Genomic DNA, 17,393 nt, shown 5'->3' with positions numbered 1-17,393 from the left:
CACGGAGACGCCATGTCGTATTTCGAACACATTCCCGCGATTTGCTACGAAGGCCCGCAGTCGGACAACCCGCTGGCTTACCACCATTACGACCCCGAGAAGCGCGTGCTCGGCAAGACGCTCGCCGAGCATCTGCGGATCGCGGTTTGCTACTGGCACACGTTCGTATGGCCGGGGCACGACATCTTCGGGCAGGGCGCGTTCCAGCGGCCGTGGCAGCAGCCGGGCGATGCGCTCGAACGTGCGCGCATGAAGGCGGACGCGGCATTCGAGTTCTTCACCAAGCTCGGCACGCCGTTCTATACGTTCCATGACACCGACGTCGCGCCGGAAGGCGACAGCCTGCGCGAATACGCAGCCAATTTCGCGCGGATGGTCGACTATCTCGGCGAGCGCCAGCAGGCGAGCGGCGTGCGGCTGCTGTGGGGCACCGCGAACCTGTTCTCGCACCCGCGCTTCGCGGCGGGCGCTGCGACGAACCCGAACCCGGACGTATTCGCGTGGGCTGCGACCCAGGTGTGCCATGCGCTCGACGCGACGCACCGGCTCGGCGGCGAGAACTACGTGCTGTGGGGCGGCCGGGAGGGCTACGAGACGCTGCTCAATACCGACCTGAAGCGCGAGCGCGAGCAGTTCGCGCGCTTCCTGTCGATGGTGGTCGAGCACAAGCACCGGATCGGCTTCACGGGCGCGCTGCTGATCGAGCCGAAGCCGCAGGAGCCGACCAAGCACCAGTACGACTACGACGTCGCGACCGTGCACGGCTTCCTCGTACAGTACGGACTGCAGAACGAGATCCGCGTGAACATCGAGGCGAACCACGCGACGCTCGCCGGTCATTCGTTCCATCACGAGATCGCGAACGCGTTCGCGCTCGGCGTGTTCGGCAGCGTCGACGCGAACCGCGGCGATCCGCAGAACGGCTGGGACACCGACCAGTTCCCGAACAGCGTCGAGGAGCTGACGCTCGCGTTCTACGAGATCCTGCGCCACGGCGGCTTCACGACCGGCGGGATGAACTTCGACGCGAAGGTGCGGCGCCAGAGCGTCGATCCGGAAGACCTGTTCTACGGCCATGTCGGCGCGATCGACGTGCTCGCGCTCGCGCTCGAGCGCGCGGCGGTGCTGGTCGAGAACGACCGGCTCGACGCGCTGCGCCGGCAGCGCTACGCGCAGTGGGACGACGCGTTCGGCCGCAAGATCCTGTCGGGCGGCTACACGCTGCAGTCGCTCGCGGACGACGCGCTCGCGCGCGGCGTGGACCCGCGGCACGCGAGCGGCGCGCAGGAGCGGCTCGAGAACATCGTGAACCAGGCAATCTACGGGCTGCGCTGACGCCATGTATCTCGGACTCGATCTCGGCACGTCGTGCGTGAAGGCGGTGCTGCTCGACCGCGACGGTGCGGTGCGGGCGAGCGCGAGCCGCCCGTTGACGGTGAGCCGGCCACGGCCGCGCTGGTCGGAACAGGCGCCGCACGACTGGTGGGACGCCGCCTGCGGCGCGCTCGCCGCGGTCGTCGCCGATGCCCGCGCGGGCGGCATCGATCCGCGCGACATCGCCGCACTCGGGCTCACCGGCCAGATGCACGGCGCGACGCTGCTCGACGCGCATGGCGAGGTACTGCGCCCCGCGATCCTGTGGAACGACGGCCGCGCGGATGCAGAGTGCGCGGAACTCGAGCGGCTCGCGCCCGCGCTGCGCACGGTGGCAGGCAACGTCGCGATGCCGGGCTTCACCGCACCGAAGCTGCTGTGGGTGCGCCGGCACGAACCCGATGTGTTCGCACGCATCGCGCACGTGCTGCTGCCGAAGGATTATCTGCGCTACCGGCTGACCGGTGCGTTCGCAACCGATCCGTCGGATGCCGCCGGCACGCTGTGGCTCGACGTCGCGAAGCGCGACTACGACGACACGCTGCTCGGCGTGTGCGGGCTGTCGCGCGCACAGATGCCGACGGTGTTCGAGGGCAACCGCGTGACGGGCACGCTGCTGCCGGCCGTCGCGCGCGCACTCGGGCTGCGCGAGATCCCGGTGGTGGCCGGCGGTGGCGACAACGCGGCCGGCGCGGTCGGGGTGGGGATCGTGCGGCCCGGCGATGCACTGCTGTCGCTCGGCACGTCGGGCGTGTATTTCGCGGTGTCGGACGGGTTTCGCGCCAACCCCGAATCGGCGGTGCACAGCTTCTGTCACGCGTTGCCCGATACGTGGCACCTGATGTCGGTGATGCTGAACGCGGCCGGCTGCATCGACTTCACCGCGCAACTGACCGGTTACGACGGCGTCGCGGCGCTGCTCGCCGATGCCGAGGCGAATGCGCGCGCGACCCGCCCGTGGTTCCTGCCTTACCTGAGCGGCGAGCGCACGCCGCACAACGACGTGAATGCGAAGGGCGTCTTCTATGGGCTGGCGCCCGATACACGGCGCGCGGATCTCGCGAACGCGACGCTCGAAGGCGTCGGCTTCGCGCTGCTCGACGGCATCGACGCGCTGCACGCGGCCGGGCTCGAGCCCGCCGCCATCACGGTGATCGGCGGCGGCTCGCGCAGCGCTTACTGGACGCAGATGCTTGCCGACCTGAGCGGACGTGCGCTGACGCTGCGCGCGGGTGGCGAGGTCGGTCCGGCGCTGGGCGCCGCGCGCCTTGCGCGTCTCGCGCTCGAACCGGATACGCCGCTCGGCGACGTGTGCCCGCAACCGCCGGTCGTCGCGGTGCGCGAGCCCGATCTCGCGCGGCACGCGTGGTATCGCGACATGCGGCGGCCGACGTTTCGCGCGCTTTACCGCGCGCTCGAACCGGTGTTCGCGACGGGTGCGTGACGCGCGGATGGCGCGCGCGGTTCGCATCGCACGATGCCGCGCGTTGCGAGGACTCGATGCGGGCGGCGCACTCATGCGCCCGCCCGATGTTCGTGAAGTTGTTCGACAAGTTCGATAACAAGGAGTGGAGACAATGAAATCCGTGACACGTCGTACCGTATTGAGTTCGCTTGCCGGCGCCGCTGCGCTGGCGATGTTCGCGCTGGGCGCGCCGCTCGCGCATGCGAGCAAGGACAAGCCCGAGATCGGCTTCTGCATCGACGACCTGCGCGTCGAGCGCTGGTCGCGCGATCGCGATTACTTCGTCGCGGCCGCGACGAAGCTCGGCGCCAAGGTATCCGTACAGTCGGCCGACGCGAGCGAGGCGCGGCAGATCTCGCAGATCGAGAACCTGATCTCGCGCGGCGTCGACGTGATCGTGATCGTGCCGTTCAATTCGAAGACGCTCGGCAACGTCGTCGCCGAAGCGCGCAAGGCCGGCATCAAGATCGTGTCGTACGACCGCCTGATCCTCGACGCGGATGTCGACGCGTACATCTCGTTCGACAACCAGAAGGTCGGCGAGCTGCAGGCGCAGGGCGTGTTCGACGCGAAGCCGAAGGGCAACTATTTCCTGCTCGGCGGCGCGCCGACCGACAACAACGCGAAGATGCTGCGCGAGGGCCAGCTGAAGGTGCTGAAGCCGGCGATCGAGCGCGGCGACATCAAGGTCGTCGGCCAGCAATGGGTGCCGGAGTGGAGCGCATCGACCGCGCTGCGGATCGTCGAGGATGCGCTGACCGCGAACAACAACAAGATCGACGCGATCGTCGCGTCGAACGACGGCACCGCGGGTGGCGCGATCCAGGCGCTCGCCGCGCAGCACCTGGCCGGCAAAGTGCCGGTGTCCGGGCAGGATGCGGATCTCGCGGCCGTCAAGCGCGTGATCGCCGGCACGCAGACGATGACCGTCTACAAGCCGCTGAAGCTGATCGCGAGCGAAGCCGCGAAGCTCGCGGTCGATCTCGCGAAGGGTGCGAAGCCCGCGTTCAACGCGCAATACGACAACGGCAAGATGAAGGTCGACACGGTGCTGCTGCAGCCGACGCTCCTGACCAAGCGCAACGTCGACGTCGTCGTGAAGGACGGCTTCTACACCCAGGCCCAGCTCGCGAGCCAGTAACCGCGCGATGGGCATGATGCACGCGGCCGGCCAGCGAAGTGTGGCCGATCTGGTGCGGCCGCAGCTCGCCGGCCGCGTGCGCACTGCGAGGCAATGAACGTATGACCGAACCCTTGCTGACGATGCGCGGCATCGTCAAGGCATTCGACGGCGTGAAGGCGCTCGACGGCATCGACCTGACCGTGCGCCCCGGCGAGTGCGTCGGCCTGTGCGGCGAGAATGGCGCCGGCAAGTCGACGCTGATGAAAGTGCTGTCGGGCGTCTACCCGCACGGCACGTGGGACGGCGAGATCCGCTGGGACGGCGCGCCGCTCGCTGCGTCCGGCGTGCGCGACACCGAACGCGCGGGCATCGTGATCATCCACCAGGAACTGATGCTGGTGCCCGAGCTGTCGGTCGCCGAGAACATCTTCCTCGGCAACGAGATCACGCTGCCCGGCGGGCGCATGCACTATGCGGAGATGGTGCGGCGTTCGGAAGCGCTGCTGCGCGAGCTGCGGATCGACGCGATCAACGTCGCGCAGCCGGTGATGAACTACGGCGGCGGCCACCAGCAGCTGATCGAGATCGCGAAGGCGCTGAACAAGCGCGCGAAGCTGCTGATCCTCGACGAGCCGTCGTCGTCGCTGAGTGCGGCCGAGACGCGCATCCTGCTCGATATCGTGCGCGACCTTAAGCGCCGCGGCGTCGCGTGCGTGTACATCTCGCACAAGCTCGACGAAGTCGACGCGGTATGCGACACGGTGACGGTGATCCGCGACGGCCGCCATGTCGCGACCGAGCCGATGCGCGCGCTGACCACCGACCGGATCATCGCGATGATGGTCGGCCGCGAGATCCGCAATCTGTATCCGCGCGAGCCGCACGAAATCGGCGACGTCGTGCTGGAGGCACGCAACGTGACCTGTCACGACGTGGCGAACCCGCGCCGCAAGCGCGTGGACGAGGTGTCGTTCAGCGTGCGGCGCGGCGAGATCCTCGGCGTCGCCGGGCTAGTCGGCGCGGGCCGCACCGAGTTGATGCAGGCGATCTTCGGCGCGTATCCGGGCGCGAGCACGGCGACCGTGCGGATGAACGGCCAGCCGCTCGCGATCCGCTCGCCGGCCGATGCGATCCGCGCGGGCATCGCGATGGTGCCGGAGGATCGCAAGCGCCACGGGATCGTGCCGCAACTCGGTGTCGGCCACAACATCACGCTGTCGGTGCTGCGCCGCTTCGCCGCGCGCGGGCGGATCGACGCGGCCGCCGAACTCGATGCGATCCGCACCGAGATGCAGCGGCTGTCGGTGCGCGCAGCGCACCCGTTCCTGCCGATCGCGAGCCTGTCCGGCGGCAACCAGCAGAAGGCCGTGCTCGCGCGGATGCTGCTGGCCGACCCGCAGGTGCTGATCCTCGACGAACCGACGCGCGGCGTCGATGTCGGCGCGAAGGCCGAGATCTACCGGCTGATCTTCGCGCTCGCGAAGCGCGGCGTCGCGCTGATCGTCGTGTCGTCGGAGCTGCCGGAAGTGCTCGGGCTGGCCGACCGCGTGCTGGTGATCGGCGAAGGCGAGCTGCGCGGCGATTTCGTCAATGACGGTCTCACGCAGGAACAGATCCTCGGCGCCGCGCTGAAACCCGTGCGGCAGCCGTCCGAACCCATTGCAGCGAGTGCACCATGAATACCGAACTTTCTTCTTCTCCCGCCGTGCCGCCGGGCGCCGACGCGCGTCGCACGCACGGCCATCCGCTGCGCCAGGTGTTCGTGCGCTACAAGGTCCTCGCGCTGCTGTTCGCGGTCGCGGCGATCTGGGTGTTCTTCTCGGTGCTGACCGATGGCGCGTTCGTCACGCCGCGCAACGTGTCGAACCTGCTGCGGCAGATGTCGATCACCGGGATGCTCGCGTGCGGCATGGTGTTCGTGATCATCGCGGGCGAGATCGACCTGTCGGTCGGATCGCTGCTCGGGCTGCTCGGCGGTGTCGCGGCGATCCTCGACGTCAATCGTCACTGGCCGGTCGCCGTGACGGTGCCGGCGGTGCTCGCGCTCGGCGTGCTGGTCGGGCTGTTCAACGGCTGGTGGTCGACCTACCGGCGCGTGCCGTCGTTCATCGTCGGGCTGGGCGGGATGCTCGCGTTCCGCGGGATCCTGCTCGGCGTGACGGGCGGCTCGACGATCGCACCTGTGTCCGACGGCTTCGTGTTCATCGGCCAGGGCTATCTGCCGCGCGCGGCCGGCGACGGCCTCGCGGTGCTGCTGTTCGCGCTCGTCGCGCTGCTGGTGCTGCGGCAGCGCGCCACGCGGCACCGCTACCGGCTCGCCGTCGCGCCGCTGTGGCAGGACGTCGCGAAGGTCGTCGGCGCCGGGGCCGTGCTGTTCGCGTTCGTCGCGACGCTCGACCGCTACGGCGGCATTCCGGTGCCCGTGCTGCTGCTGCTCGCGCTGCTCGGCGCGTTCTCGTGGATCGCGACGCAGACCGTGTTCGGCCGGCGCATCTATGCAGTGGGTTCGAACCTGGAGGCGACGCGGTTGTCGGGCGTCGACACCGATCGCGTGAAGCTCGCGATCTTCGCGCTGATGGGGCTGATGTGCGCGTTCGCGGGCATCGTCAACACCGCGCGGCTCGCGGCCGGCTCGCCGTCGGCCGGCACGATGGGCGAGCTCGACGCGATCGCCGCGTGCTTCATCGGCGGCACGTCGATGCGCGGCGGGTCGGGCACCGTCTACGGCGCACTGATCGGCGCGCTCGTGATGGCGAGCCTCGACAACGGGATGTCGATGCTCGACGTCGACGCGTACTGGCAGATGATCGTCAAGGGCGCGGTGCTGGTGCTGGCCGTGTGGATCGACGTGGTGTCGCGTTCGAACCGGCGCTGAGGCGGCGCCCCGGCCGCCAGTTGGCGGGAGGTGGACATGAAACGGAACACGATGCCGATGCCCGGCATCTCCACGCTGACGGCGCCGCCGGTCGCGTCGCCGGCCGTCGAACACGACCACGGGCTCGCGCTCGGCCTGGGTAATCCGCGCGACCGCCGGATCATCGCGGATGCGCTGCGCACGCTGCTGCGCGAGCGCTCGGAAGCGCTCGCGTTCGCGTTGCGGCTGGCGGACGAGCACGATCGTCCGAGGCCGGACGCGAGCGATTTCGCGCTGACCGACATCATTCGGCTCGCGCGCATCGTCGAGCGAGCGGAGCGCTACGGCGACGCCATGAACGAACTCGTCCCCGGCGGCACGCGCTGACACACGAGCGGCGCGGCGAACGACGTTCGCGGGCCGGGCTGCACGCGCCGCCGCCAAAGCAGTCCCGTCAATCACGCTCGATCTTCACCGCCTTCTTTCTTCGCACGATTGCCTCGGGCCGATCGGCCGGCGCGTCGACCTGAATCGATGCGCCCGATCTGCGAACGCATTGCAGATCCCTCGATAAAAGCCGGCTTCGCACGACGAACGCCGGATAGCGCACGCATTGCGCGCATGTATCGAATGCCGGATGCGTCGCGCAAACCGGCGTTTTCGGGCGAGGTTGCGCGTCGGCCGACGGGGCGAGTCCGCCGCCGGAATATTTTTGGACTGGAAAGTTACTCAGGGATGCGGATAATTCGCCGGCAGTTTTCTGCCGCGCGAATCTGATTCGGGGTGCTGGTCATCTGCATGTCACGGTTGCTTGCGAGCCTCCGTGATCCGCGGTGCCTGCCGGCCGGTGTCGCCGCGGATAAAACCATACCAAGGTCAACGAATATACGAGGTCGGGCAACGTGAAAAAAGAATGCAAGGCGGGTGAAAGGATCGAATCGATCCTCGCTACGGAGGCGGCGGTCGGCAACCGCTCGCGGCGGCGGTTCGTGGCCGGGCTGGGGGCCGTCACGTTGTTGCCGGCGTACGGCGGGTGCGACGGCGGCAATGGCGGTGTCGCACCCGCGCGCGTAGCCGCGACGCAGGCGAGTGTCGCACCGGCCGATACGGTGCTGCCGGCATCCGGCGCCGCCGCCGTGACGCCGGGTGGCTTCAGCCACCCCGGGCTATTGCTCGCCGAAGCGGACTTCAAGCGGATTCGCGACTGCATCCAGGCTGGCGAGCAGCCGTGGTCGCACTGGTGGGCGACGCTGTGCGCAAGCTCGGCGACCGATCTCAACGGCAAGCCGGATGCGCGCAGCGCCGTGTATCGCTCCGACCGCAGCGTCTATGCGATGTACCGGGACATCCAGCGCGCGTATTGCTGCGCGCTGCGCTGGAAGATTTCGCAAGACGATCGTTATGCCGATCTGGCGGTGGCGACGCTGGATGCGTGGTCGGCCGTGCTGAAGACGGTATGGTCGAAGCCGCCCGGCTCCAGTGCGCCGGAAGACTGGACCGGCTGGCTGATCGGCGGCATTCAGGGGCACCAGTGGGCAAACGTTGGCGAGCTCATGCGGACGTACTCGAAATGGGCGCCGGACGCCGTCGCGCACTTCCGGAACATGCTGCTGACGGTCTTCGCGAGCCTGGCATCGGGCTGGCTGACGGATACCAGCACGAAGGGCCTGCACTTCGGCTCGTTTGCGAACTGGGATCTCGCCGCCCTGTGCGGCACGTTCGCCATCGGCGTGTTCTGCGATCGGGCCGACCTCTATCAGCAGGCGATCGACTACTACAAGGCGAACAACCTCGGCGACTTCCGCGCGGCGTTCGGCAACGGCGCGGCGGCGCACAGCGTGTACTTCATGCATCCGGGCTACCTCGGACAATGGCAGGAGAGCGGGCGCGACCAGGGGCACGCGACGCTCGGCATGTCGCTGTGCGGCGCGCTGTGCGAGATGGCGTGGAAGCAGGGCGAGGACCTCTACGGCTTCGACAACAACCGGTTCCTCGCCGGTGCGGAATACGTGGCGAAGTCGAACCTGCTCGATGCCGACGGCAAGCCTTACGTGATGCCGTTTGCGCGCCAATGGAGCTCGCAAGGCGTGTTCATCGCGGCCAACAACCAGTCGTATCAAAACCTGCGCGGCTGCTGGGAGCCGCTCTACAACCACTACGTGAATCGCATGGGCATCGATGCGCCCAACGTCACGAAGATCGTCGCGAAGACCGAGCAGAACTACTGGTCCGACAACGGCGACGACATGGTGTTCGGGACGCTCACGCATCGCCTGCCACCCTATGCGGGGCCGATGAAGGCACCGGGTGGGCTGTCCGCGGCCCGTACCGGCGGGCGCGTCGTGCTGTCCTGGTGGGGCAGCGTCGGCGCCGCGTCCTACCGGATCAAGCGCAGCACCGTCGCGGACGGTTCGTTTTCCGATCTCGGCACCGTGTCGGCCGGCGACGTGCCGACCTTCACCGACACGCCGCCCGCCGGCGTCTGGTTCTACCGGATCGAGGCCGTCGGCGCCGGCAGTCAGGGCACCGTGGCGTCCGATTCACTGCGGGTGGCGGTGCCCGGCGAGCTGCAATTGTCGATGGGGCTCGACGACGGCAGCGGCGCCACGGCCGTCGGCTGGAGCTTCGCGGGCGACGGCACGCGCCAGCGCGTCGTCGGCACACTCGCGCAAGGCGCGGCGTGGGGCGCGGGGCGGCGATCGGGCAACGCCGTTGCATTCGACGGTCAACAGGCGTATCTGCAGCTTCCGGCTGGTTTGTTCGGTCAACTGAGCGATTTCACCGCCGGAATGTGGGTATACGCGAACGCACTTCATTGGGACAGCTGCCTGTTCTTCGTCGGGGCCGACAACATCGCGTACATGCGGCTCGCCCCGCAAGCGGGCGGCGGGCATCTGCGCTTCGGGATCGCCGGCGCCAGCTACCACGACGAGCAGTTCGTCGAGGCTGCGACCGCATTGCCGGTCGGGCGCTGGACGCATGTGGCGGTCACGCTGCAGGGCAATACCGGCACGCTGTACATCGACGGCCAGCGCTCGGGCAGCAGCGATCAGCTCCTGCTTTCGCCGCGCCAGGTGGGCGACGGGCTGAGCTTGCTCGGTCGCGATGCGGTGCATCCGTCGTTCAACGGCCGAATCCAGGATTTTCGCGTGTACTCGCGCGCGTTGAGCGACAGCGAGATCGCGACGCTGGCCACGTAACGCGCGATCGCGCCCACGCGGGCCGCGGCAGCGGCCCGTATCGACAGCGCAAGCGCGCGCGTCGTGCAGCGGCCTACTTTGCTCCGGTGTCCCGGCGTTTCGGGGTGATGCATTTGCCGCGCAAGCCGCCGCCGTCCGTTCGCCGCTGACTTGCGCGTATTCACAATGACAAGAGGAGTGATTTCATGGATCTGGACAACGTGCCGGCAGGCGAGCCGGCCGCACATCGATCGACGGACAACAGCATCGAAAACCATGCCCGGCGACACTTTCTGCTGGGTCTCGGCGGCCTCGGCGCCGCCACCCTGCTGTCCGCCTGCGGCGGCGCGGACGGCGGCGGTCCGGCGTCGGCGTCGATCAAGGCCGCTGCTGCGAGCGTCGGCGGCGCGGCCGCCCAGCCCGCCTATACGTGGGGCAACGTGCGGGTCGTCGCCGGCGGTTATGTGACGGGCATCGTCGCGCATCCGTGGGAGCGCGGGCTCTTTTATGCGCGTACCGACATCGGCGGCGCGTATCGCTACGACGCGGCGAGCAGTACGTGGATCCCGCTGAACGACTGGACGCCGCCGTCGAATTCGCACTGGATGGGGGTCGAGAGCATCGCCGTCGATCCGGGCAACCCGGACAGGGTGTACATGGTCGTCGGTCTCAATACCAGCTGGTGGGCGCAGAACGGCGCAGTGCTCGTATCGTCGGATCGCGGCGCGACCTTCACGTCCTATCCGTTGGGCCTGCGGGTTGGCGGCAACCAGGACGGGCGGCAGGTCGGCGAACGGCTGCAGGTCGATCCGAACCACGGGTCGACGCTGTTCTACGGGAGCTCGAACGCCAGTTCGCAACCGACCGCCAACGGCCTGTGGAAGAGCGCCGACAGCGGCCAGACGTGGGCGAGGGTGGGCGGCTTCAATGCGCTGTCGAGTGACGACACGGGCGCCGGCGTCGCGTTCGTCGCATTTGATCCGCGCTCCGGCGGAAACGGTTCGCCGAGCCGGATCCTGTTCGCCGGCGTGTCGACCGCCACGGCGGCATCGACCCTGTATCGCAGCGGCGACGGCGGCGCGACCTGGAACGCGGTCGCGGGCGGCCCGGCGAGCCCGATGATGCCGCAGCGCGGCCTGATCGGCCCGGACCGCAACCTGTATGTCACCTACGGCAACGTCGCGGGGCCCAACGGCATGACGGCCGGCCAGGTGTGGAAGTACGGCATCGACACCGGCATCTGGGAGAACATCTCGCCGCCCAATGCGAACAACTACGCATCGGGTTTCAGCGGACTGGCGCTCGACCCGTGGAACCCGGGCGTCGCCGTCGTCATGACGATGGATCACTGGTGGCCGAGCGACACGATGTATCGCACCGGCGACGGCGGAAAGACGTGGACGGATGTCGACGCGAACGCGGTGCGGGACGCGAGCCTGGCGCCGTGGCTGGCAGATGGCAATGCGCAGGCCGGGTTCGGCAACTGGGCGCAGGTCGTGATCGATCCGTCGAACATCGATCACGCGTTCTATGCGACGGGCGCCACCATCTGGAGCACGTCGAACCTGACCGACGCCGATCGCGGTCTGCCGACCCGCTGGACCATCGGTGCGAACGGCGTCGAGGAAACCGCCGTGCTCGCGCTGGCGTCGCCGACGGCGGGCGCGCCGCTCATCAGCGGCCTCGGCGACATCGGCGGGTTCGTGCATACCGATCTCACCCAAGCGCCCGCGCGGTCGGCGGCGAACATCAACGGCGGCAACGGCACGGGCGTCGATTTCGCGCGAAACGCGCCGGCGAAGATGGTCATGGTCGGCACGGGCGTGGCCGGCGGCACCGCGTTCGGCGCCGTTTCGCAGGACGGCGGCACGACGTGGACGGCGTTCGCGAATCAGGCTGGCTCGTCGAAAGGGGCGGGGGCGGTGGCGTTGTCCGCGGATGGCCGCACGATCGTCTGGGCGCCGTCCGACGTGGCGCCGGTCTACTCGACCGACAACGGCGCGAGCTGGCATCCTTGCCTGGGCGCGTGGACGAACACGCCGCTGCCGGTCGGCGTCCTGGTGCTGTCGGACGGCCTCAACGCGAACCTGCTCTACGCGTGGGACGCCACGAACGGCGTGTTCTATACGAGCGGCGATCAAGGCGCGACGTGGCAGCTTGCCGCCAAGGGGCTGCCGAAGGGCGGAAAGGCATCGACGGTGACCGGCATCCAGGGGCAGGTCTGGCTTGCATCGCCGGCCGGCCTCTATCGCAGCAGCAGCTCCGGCTGGAGTTGGGATGCCTTCCAGCCGGGCATCGTCACGTCGGCGATCTCGGTCGGGTTCGGCAAGGCGGCGCCCGGTGCGAACTATCCGGCGATCTATCTGGCCGGCACGGTCAACGGCGTGATCGCGCTGTTCCGGTCCGTCGACCAGGGCACGACCTGGGTGCAGATCAATGACGCGCAGCATCAATGGGGCGGCTACGCGCTGGTGATCGGTGATCCGCGGACCTTCGGCACCGTTTACGTGTCGCCCAACAGCGGTCGCGGCATCATCTACGGTACTTCGTCAACCTGAACGATTGCCGTGCCGTAGCGGCTGAAGCGGGCGTCGGCGCGATATGTGCCGACGCCCGTGAACGTGTTTGCGGCGTGCGTCACGAGCGTCGCGAGGCGGCCGATCGCGCGATCGTTTTCCCGGTAGAGATCGATATGGCACCGCTGCAGGCGTTCGGCCGTGAATACGCGCGGCAGCAGCACGAACGTGTGTTGGCGCAGAGCGCGATTGCCGCGCGTCACTTCGCGCACGAGCGCGCCGTCGGCGCCGATGTCGCGGATGCCTCTCGTCGAGTCGCCTGCTATCCGGCACGTCGTCGGTCGCGCATCTGCGCGAGAATCTCGCCGCCGGCGCGCTGGCGTTGCCGGAGGACGCCGTGCGCGAACTGGACGGCATCGCGTCCGCCCGCGGTTGAATCCCGCGCGGGCGTCCGGCGACAGGTGGCCGAAGCGACGCCTGAATGCTGCGAAATCCGGCGCTTGTTCCGGGGCTACGTCCGGTCGCGATTGCGGGCGCGCGTCGCGCCGGTGATGACCGCGATGCCGAACAGAATGACGGCGACGATCTCGATGATGTGCTGCGACACGTGCAGCGTCGTCAGGCCCCATGCCACGCCGGCGATGAAAATGATCCAGCCGAGCAGGTAGATAAGCAGGGTCATCGCTTTTCTCCTTGTAGTTGTGGGTCATGACGCCGGTTGCCCGCGTTGCAATACGTGCCGGGCACGGCACCGGAATGCCGGGCGGGTGCGGTGAGACGCCGCGCGAGTCGCGCACCGCCGTCGCGGGACAATCGGCAAACGAAAGGGTGCGCATATTTCGTACCCGGCTCCTCCGCATCGCGCCCGGTTCTTGCAGGCATGAGGTTTGCAGACATTGCAGATGCGCACGGCTGCGGCAACGGCTCAACGGAAGGGTGCGGCGCTGACGTCGATCAGGTCGCCGCGTCGTGCGCGCGCAGCCCGAGGCGGTCCATCAACCGGCGGGCGTCGAAGGGCGCATGCGTTTTCGCATCGTTGTCGAAATAGCAGTACACGTCGCGGGTTCGCGCGTGCCGCATTCGAGCGCGGACGATCGTCCGCGTCGAACGCGCAGCGAGCGGCGCACGGCAGCGCCACGCGCGACTCGCTGCGCTGCGATCACGACGCCGACAACCTGACCGACACCCCCGTCGCCGTATAAACCGGCGTCGCCTTGAACCCGTCGACCGTCACCGTCGAGAACTTCGCGGAAGCCGCCGCGCCGTCGATCAGCGCGATCGTGTCGCCGGCCTTCGGCGCATAGCCGTTCACGAACTTCACGTGCAGCGTGCCGCCGGCGACGGTGAGCGGGCCGCCCACGCGCAGGCGTCCGCCGCCGTTGCCGTCGATGTCGAGTTCGAGCGTCGTGTTGTCGAGCTGCGTGTAACGCGTCGCGATCGTGACGGGTGCGCTTGCCGCGATCGTCACGCTGCCGCCGGCGCCGACGTACACGTCCCCGGTGCCGAACGCGCTTGCCGATGCCGCGGCGAGCGTGCCGCCGCTGACCTGCGTGCCGCCCGTATAGCGGTTGTCGCCCGCCAGCGTCAGCGTGCCGGTGCCTTGCAGCGTCAGCTTGCCCGCGCCCGCGATGTCGTTGCGCCACTGGTCGGCCGCATTGAGCCCGCCCTGCGACGCATCCATCGACACGATCACGTTGCCGTTGAACGCGCCGTAGCCGTCGCCCGCGGCGAACAGGTTCAGGCGGCCCCAGCCTTCCGCATCGTCCATCACCGGATAGCCGGACTGCACTTCGGTGGTCTTCAGCACGACGCGCCGCTGGTCGGCGCTCAGGTACGGGAAGCGCGTCTGGAGCAGAACCTCAGCGCCTTTCGGCACGACAGGCGGTGCATCGGTCGATTCGATCGTGCCGAAGCCGAACGTCATGCGGCGCGTGAAAGCGGCCTTGTTGGTCGCGTAATCGGCGAACCGGTCGGTCGCCGTCGTGCCCGAATGCGCGAACGCGGCGAAGGTCGCGCCGGTCGTCCCCGTGAGCTGCTGAAGTGCCTGGTGAGCCTGACCGTACGCGGCCTGCGCGTCGCTCGCGTACGCGGTGAGGTTCGCCGCGCTGACGGCCAGCGCGAGCATGCGGCCGCCGATCACGTCGAGCGGCGAGTGCATGCCGGCGAGGATCCGGTTCTCGCCCAGTTCGAGGCCGCGGCTGACCATTTCCTGGAAGCGCTCCGGCACGAGCCACGCCATCGTCATCGCGTCGCGCGTCGCTTCGGCCGTGTGGCCGCTGATGAAGCCGCCGTCGGTCGCGGGCGTCGTGCTTTCCGCCGGCACGAGCGTCGGCGCGACGACCACGCTCGCGCTCCAGCGGTACGGCCGTGCGTACTTGTAGAAGCGCTTCGACGGTTCGGTCGACGCGTTGTTGCCCATTTCGTTGAGCAGGTCGACGACTTTCCCGAAGTTCGCGTTGGCGCTGCTGCCGACGCCGACGTTGTTGCCGCTGTCGTTGTACAGCACCGTGGTGGCGTCGGCGGGCACGCTGGTGATGCTGGTCGTCTGCTGCGCGGCCGTGCGCCACGCGCCGGTGAGCGGGCCCATGCCGTCGGTCACGCTGTAGCCCTTGCCGCGCCGGTCGTCGAAGTAGGCGGCATCGGCCTGCTGTTGCGTGCGCGCGGTCGTTGCGTTGACCACGTATTGAACATTGGCCGCCAGCACCGTGTCGTTCAGGCTCGTGCCGCACGGTGTGCCGCTGCCGGGCAGGCCCGAGCAGGTCGACGGCGTGATCGCCGGGAACGCGCCGTTCGCGGCCGCGGTTACGCCCGCGTCGACGAGCATCGTCGACGGCTGCCACAGGTCGAGGAAGCGGCTCACCACGCGCACCGCGGCGTTGGTCGACAGCGTCGCATAGCGCGCGTCGCCGCGCTGGTTGGTCGCGATGTTGTCGACGAAGGCCGGCACGCTCGGCACGGGCGCGCTGTCGACGAAGCCGGGGTCGGCCGGCGGCGCCGGCATGGCCGCGCTGGTCGTGGTGGTCGACGCGACATCGTCGCCGCCGCCGCACGCGGCGAGAACGATCGCACTCGACAGCGCTGCGACGTGCAGCGGGAAACGGCTTCGTGACGCAAACATGCAAAACTCCATCCAGTGTGTTGAAGATGGCGGATTGTCGTGGGCGATCGTGACGCAGCCGTTAAGGATTTGTTGCGGGGCGCGATCGAAGCGCGCGAATGCTCACTATTTGGTGAATTCGTGATGCTGAACGTGATGGACGAGGCGAGCGGGCCATCGGCAACGCACGGCAACGCGCCGGCCATGCATGTGTCCGGCAGGTCTGGTGTTCCTCGGAACAACGACGTCAACGGCGCGATCACGCCGCCTCGGCGGCCGATGCCGCGTCGGCGCGGCACACGCGGTTTCTGCCGTGCCGCTTGGCCGCATAGAGCGCAAGGTCCGCCTGATGCGACAGCGCATGCACGGACCGCGGGTGCGCGCGATGGCCGGTCGCGCAGCCGATGCTGACCGTGAACGGCGGAATCGTCGCGTCGAAGCCGTCGAGCCGGCTGTGTTCGACGGCACGCCGGATCGCTTCCGCGACTTCCGCGGCGCCGCTTTCGTCCGTATCGGGCAGCACCGCGACGAATTCCTCGCCGCCGTAGCGTGCAGCGATGTCGCCGCGCCGCCGCACATTCGCGCGGATGCATTCGGCGAGAAAGCGCAGCGCCGTGTCGCCTTGCGCATGGCCGTAGCGGTCGTTGTACTGCTTGAAGTGGTCGGCGTCGATGAACAGCACCGACAGGCTGCCGCCGCTGCCGCGCTGCAGCCGCGCCCATTCGTCGGCGAGCGCGGCATCGAGCGCGCGGCGGTTGTGCAGGCCCGTCAGCGGATCGGTGCGCGTCTGGTCCGTGAGCAGCGTCTGCTTGCGCAGGTTGTCGCGCAGCGCGAACGCGAGCAGCCACACCACCGCGCAGAACAGCGCGCCGATGACGGACGCCGACACGCCGACCGTCCACGTCAGGCGCGTGATGCCGGCCAGCACGTCGCCCTCGGCCGGGGCGACGACCGCGATCAACGGCGTGCCGGGCACGTGCTGGTACGTATAAAGCCGCGCGACGCCGTCGATGCTCGAGCGCGCCACATAGAAGCCCGAGTCGCGGCTCAGCATCTGCTCGAACGACTTCGTGCGGCGCAGCCGGCTGATCTGCTGATCGCTCAACGGCGGATTTCTCGCGAGGATCGTGCCGTCCGCGCGCAGGATCGCGCTGACGCCGTGCGGTCCGACGTTCAGGCGCGACAGCAGGTGATCGAAGTAGGCCAGGTTGATCGCGACCACCACGATTCCGTCGAACGTGTGATCCGGCCGTTCGATGCGCCGCGACAGGGCGATGGATTTCGTGCCGCCGCGCGAACGCGCGCTATACGCCTCGGACACGTAGAGGCCGACGTTGTGCGCATCGCGATGGACCTTGAAGTAGTCGCGATCGCTGAAATCCCAGTTGTGCAGCGGGCCGCAACATCCGTCGATCTGCCGGCCGTCGCGGTTCGTCACGCCCATGCCGGTCATGTATTGCGCGGTCGTGCGCTCGAACAGCACGTCGTGACGCAGCCCGGTGTCGATGCGCGCGACCGCGGGGTTGCGCAGATTGGCGGCGAGTGCGACGAGCGCATTGTTGGACGTTTCGACGGTGCGCCCGATCTCGCTGACCAGCACGGCGGCGACGTTGCGCGACGTCTCGTGCGCATGTTCGACCACTTCGCTGCGTGCGGCCCACAGCGTCGCCGCGCTGATGCCGAGCGCCGCGAGCGACATCAGCGTACCGAGCACGCCGACGATCAAGTGATTGCGGCCGGCCCAGTCGGCAATTTTCTCGATCGAAGTGGGTGCAGGCATGGCTG

General features: G+C 68.6%; 12 protein-coding genes and 2 pseudogenes. 9 read left to right on the top strand and 5 right to left on the bottom strand.

What is annotated here, in order from left to right:
- Positions 1-12: 12 nt before the first annotated feature.
- The 8 genes from xylA to U4Y91_RS25900 all read left to right on the top strand — a co-directional run bounded on the left by xylA (position 13) and on the right by U4Y91_RS25900 (position 12,553).
- Positions 13-1,335, top strand: a complete 1,323-nt coding sequence (xylA, locus tag U4Y91_RS25935; protein WP_321807478.1) for a xylose isomerase — start codon at positions 13-15, stop codon at positions 1,333-1,335.
- Between the two features lie 4 nt (positions 1,336-1,339).
- Positions 1,340-2,818: a xylulokinase gene (gene xylB / locus U4Y91_RS25930; RefSeq protein WP_321807477.1), complete on the top strand. Its 1,479-nt coding sequence runs from the start codon at positions 1,340-1,342 to the stop codon at positions 2,816-2,818.
- A gap of 133 nt (positions 2,819-2,951) precedes the next feature.
- Complete coding sequence (gene xylF, locus U4Y91_RS25925; RefSeq protein ID WP_321807476.1) at positions 2,952-3,980, top strand: D-xylose ABC transporter substrate-binding protein; 1,029 nt, start codon at positions 2,952-2,954, stop codon at positions 3,978-3,980.
- A 101-nt stretch (positions 3,981-4,081) separates the two neighbouring features.
- Entirely contained in the window at positions 4,082-5,641 is a 1,560-nt protein-coding gene (gene xylG, locus U4Y91_RS25920; RefSeq protein ID WP_321807475.1) for a D-xylose ABC transporter ATP-binding protein, read from the top strand.
- Entirely contained in the window at positions 5,638-6,837 is a 1,200-nt protein-coding gene (locus tag U4Y91_RS25915; protein WP_044844279.1) for a sugar ABC transporter permease, read from the top strand. Before xylG ends, U4Y91_RS25915 begins: the two co-directional genes overlap by 4 nt.
- Before the next feature lie 36 nt (positions 6,838-6,873).
- Positions 6,874-7,203 (top strand): hypothetical protein, encoded by a 330-nt coding sequence (locus U4Y91_RS25910; RefSeq protein WP_321807474.1) that lies wholly within the window; start codon positions 6,874-6,876, stop codon positions 7,201-7,203.
- Positions 7,204-7,718: 515 nt separating this feature from the next.
- Positions 7,719-10,016: a LamG-like jellyroll fold domain-containing protein gene (locus U4Y91_RS25905; RefSeq protein WP_321807473.1), complete on the top strand. Its 2,298-nt coding sequence runs from the start codon at positions 7,719-7,721 to the stop codon at positions 10,014-10,016.
- A gap of 185 nt (positions 10,017-10,201) precedes the next feature.
- Positions 10,202-12,553: a hypothetical protein gene (locus tag U4Y91_RS25900; RefSeq protein WP_321807472.1), complete on the top strand. Its 2,352-nt coding sequence runs from the start codon at positions 10,202-10,204 to the stop codon at positions 12,551-12,553.
- On the opposite strand, the gene U4Y91_RS25895 is transcribed toward U4Y91_RS25900, so the two are convergent.
- Complete coding sequence (locus U4Y91_RS25895) at positions 12,532-12,813, bottom strand: alginate lyase family protein (protein WP_321807581.1); 282 nt, start codon at positions 12,811-12,813, stop codon at positions 12,532-12,534. The genes U4Y91_RS25900 and U4Y91_RS25895 overlap by 22 nt on opposite strands.
- Positions 12,814-12,830: 17 nt before the next feature.
- Here U4Y91_RS25895 and U4Y91_RS25890 point away from each other — a divergent pair.
- Positions 12,831-12,947, top strand: a pseudogene (locus U4Y91_RS25890) (oxidoreductase); the annotation flags it as partial.
- 75 nt (positions 12,948-13,022) lie between these two features.
- Here U4Y91_RS25890 and U4Y91_RS25885 read toward each other — a convergent pair.
- From U4Y91_RS25885 to U4Y91_RS25870, 4 genes and pseudogenes are all read right to left on the bottom strand, one after another.
- Complete coding sequence (locus U4Y91_RS25885) at positions 13,023-13,193, bottom strand: hypothetical protein (RefSeq protein WP_170297508.1); 171 nt, start codon at positions 13,191-13,193, stop codon at positions 13,023-13,025.
- A gap of 272 nt (positions 13,194-13,465) precedes the next feature.
- Positions 13,466-13,582 (bottom strand): annotated as a pseudogene (locus U4Y91_RS25880) (DUF72 domain-containing protein); the annotation flags it as partial.
- A gap of 88 nt (positions 13,583-13,670) precedes the next feature.
- The gene (locus U4Y91_RS25875; protein ID WP_321807471.1) at positions 13,671-15,629 is read right to left on the bottom strand and encodes a phosphatase PAP2 family protein; all 1,959 of its coding nucleotides are present in this window, start codon (positions 15,627-15,629) and stop codon (positions 13,671-13,673) included.
- Between the two features lie 238 nt (positions 15,630-15,867).
- Positions 15,868-17,388 (bottom strand): GGDEF domain-containing protein, encoded by a 1,521-nt coding sequence (locus U4Y91_RS25870; RefSeq protein WP_321807470.1) that lies wholly within the window; start codon positions 17,386-17,388, stop codon positions 15,868-15,870.
- Positions 17,389-17,393 lie beyond the last annotated feature (5 nt).

The organism is Burkholderia sp. BCC1993 (assembly GCF_905339865.1).
Lineage (GTDB): Bacteria > Pseudomonadota > Gammaproteobacteria > Burkholderiales > Burkholderiaceae > Burkholderia.
Note: the sequence above shows the minus strand (reverse complement) of the source record. Positions and strands in the feature narration are given on the sequence as shown.

Excerpts from the sequence above, each read along its gene's own strand:
- xylB (WP_321807477.1), top strand. The coding sequence starts at position 1,340 with ATGTATCTCGGACTCGATCTCGGCACGTCGTGCGTGAAGGCGGTGCTG.
- U4Y91_RS25870 (WP_321807470.1), bottom strand. The coding sequence starts at position 17,388 with ATGCCTGCACCCACTTCGATCGAGAAAATTGCCGACTGGGCCGGCCGC.
- xylG (WP_321807475.1), top strand. The coding sequence starts at position 4,082 with ATGACCGAACCCTTGCTGACGATGCGCGGCATCGTCAAGGCATTCGAC.
- U4Y91_RS25885 (WP_170297508.1), bottom strand. The coding sequence starts at position 13,193 with ATGACCCTGCTTATCTACCTGCTCGGCTGGATCATTTTCATCGCCGGC.
- U4Y91_RS25910 (WP_321807474.1), top strand. The coding sequence starts at position 6,874 with ATGAAACGGAACACGATGCCGATGCCCGGCATCTCCACGCTGACGGCG.
- U4Y91_RS25875 (WP_321807471.1), bottom strand. The coding sequence starts at position 15,629 with ATGTTTGCGTCACGAAGCCGTTTCCCGCTGCACGTCGCAGCGCTGTCG.
- xylA (WP_321807478.1), top strand. The coding sequence starts at position 13 with ATGTCGTATTTCGAACACATTCCCGCGATTTGCTACGAAGGCCCGCAG.
- U4Y91_RS25900 (WP_321807472.1), top strand. The coding sequence starts at position 10,202 with ATGGATCTGGACAACGTGCCGGCAGGCGAGCCGGCCGCACATCGATCG.
- xylF (WP_321807476.1), top strand. The coding sequence starts at position 2,952 with ATGAAATCCGTGACACGTCGTACCGTATTGAGTTCGCTTGCCGGCGCC.
- U4Y91_RS25915 (WP_044844279.1), top strand. The coding sequence starts at position 5,638 with ATGAATACCGAACTTTCTTCTTCTCCCGCCGTGCCGCCGGGCGCCGAC.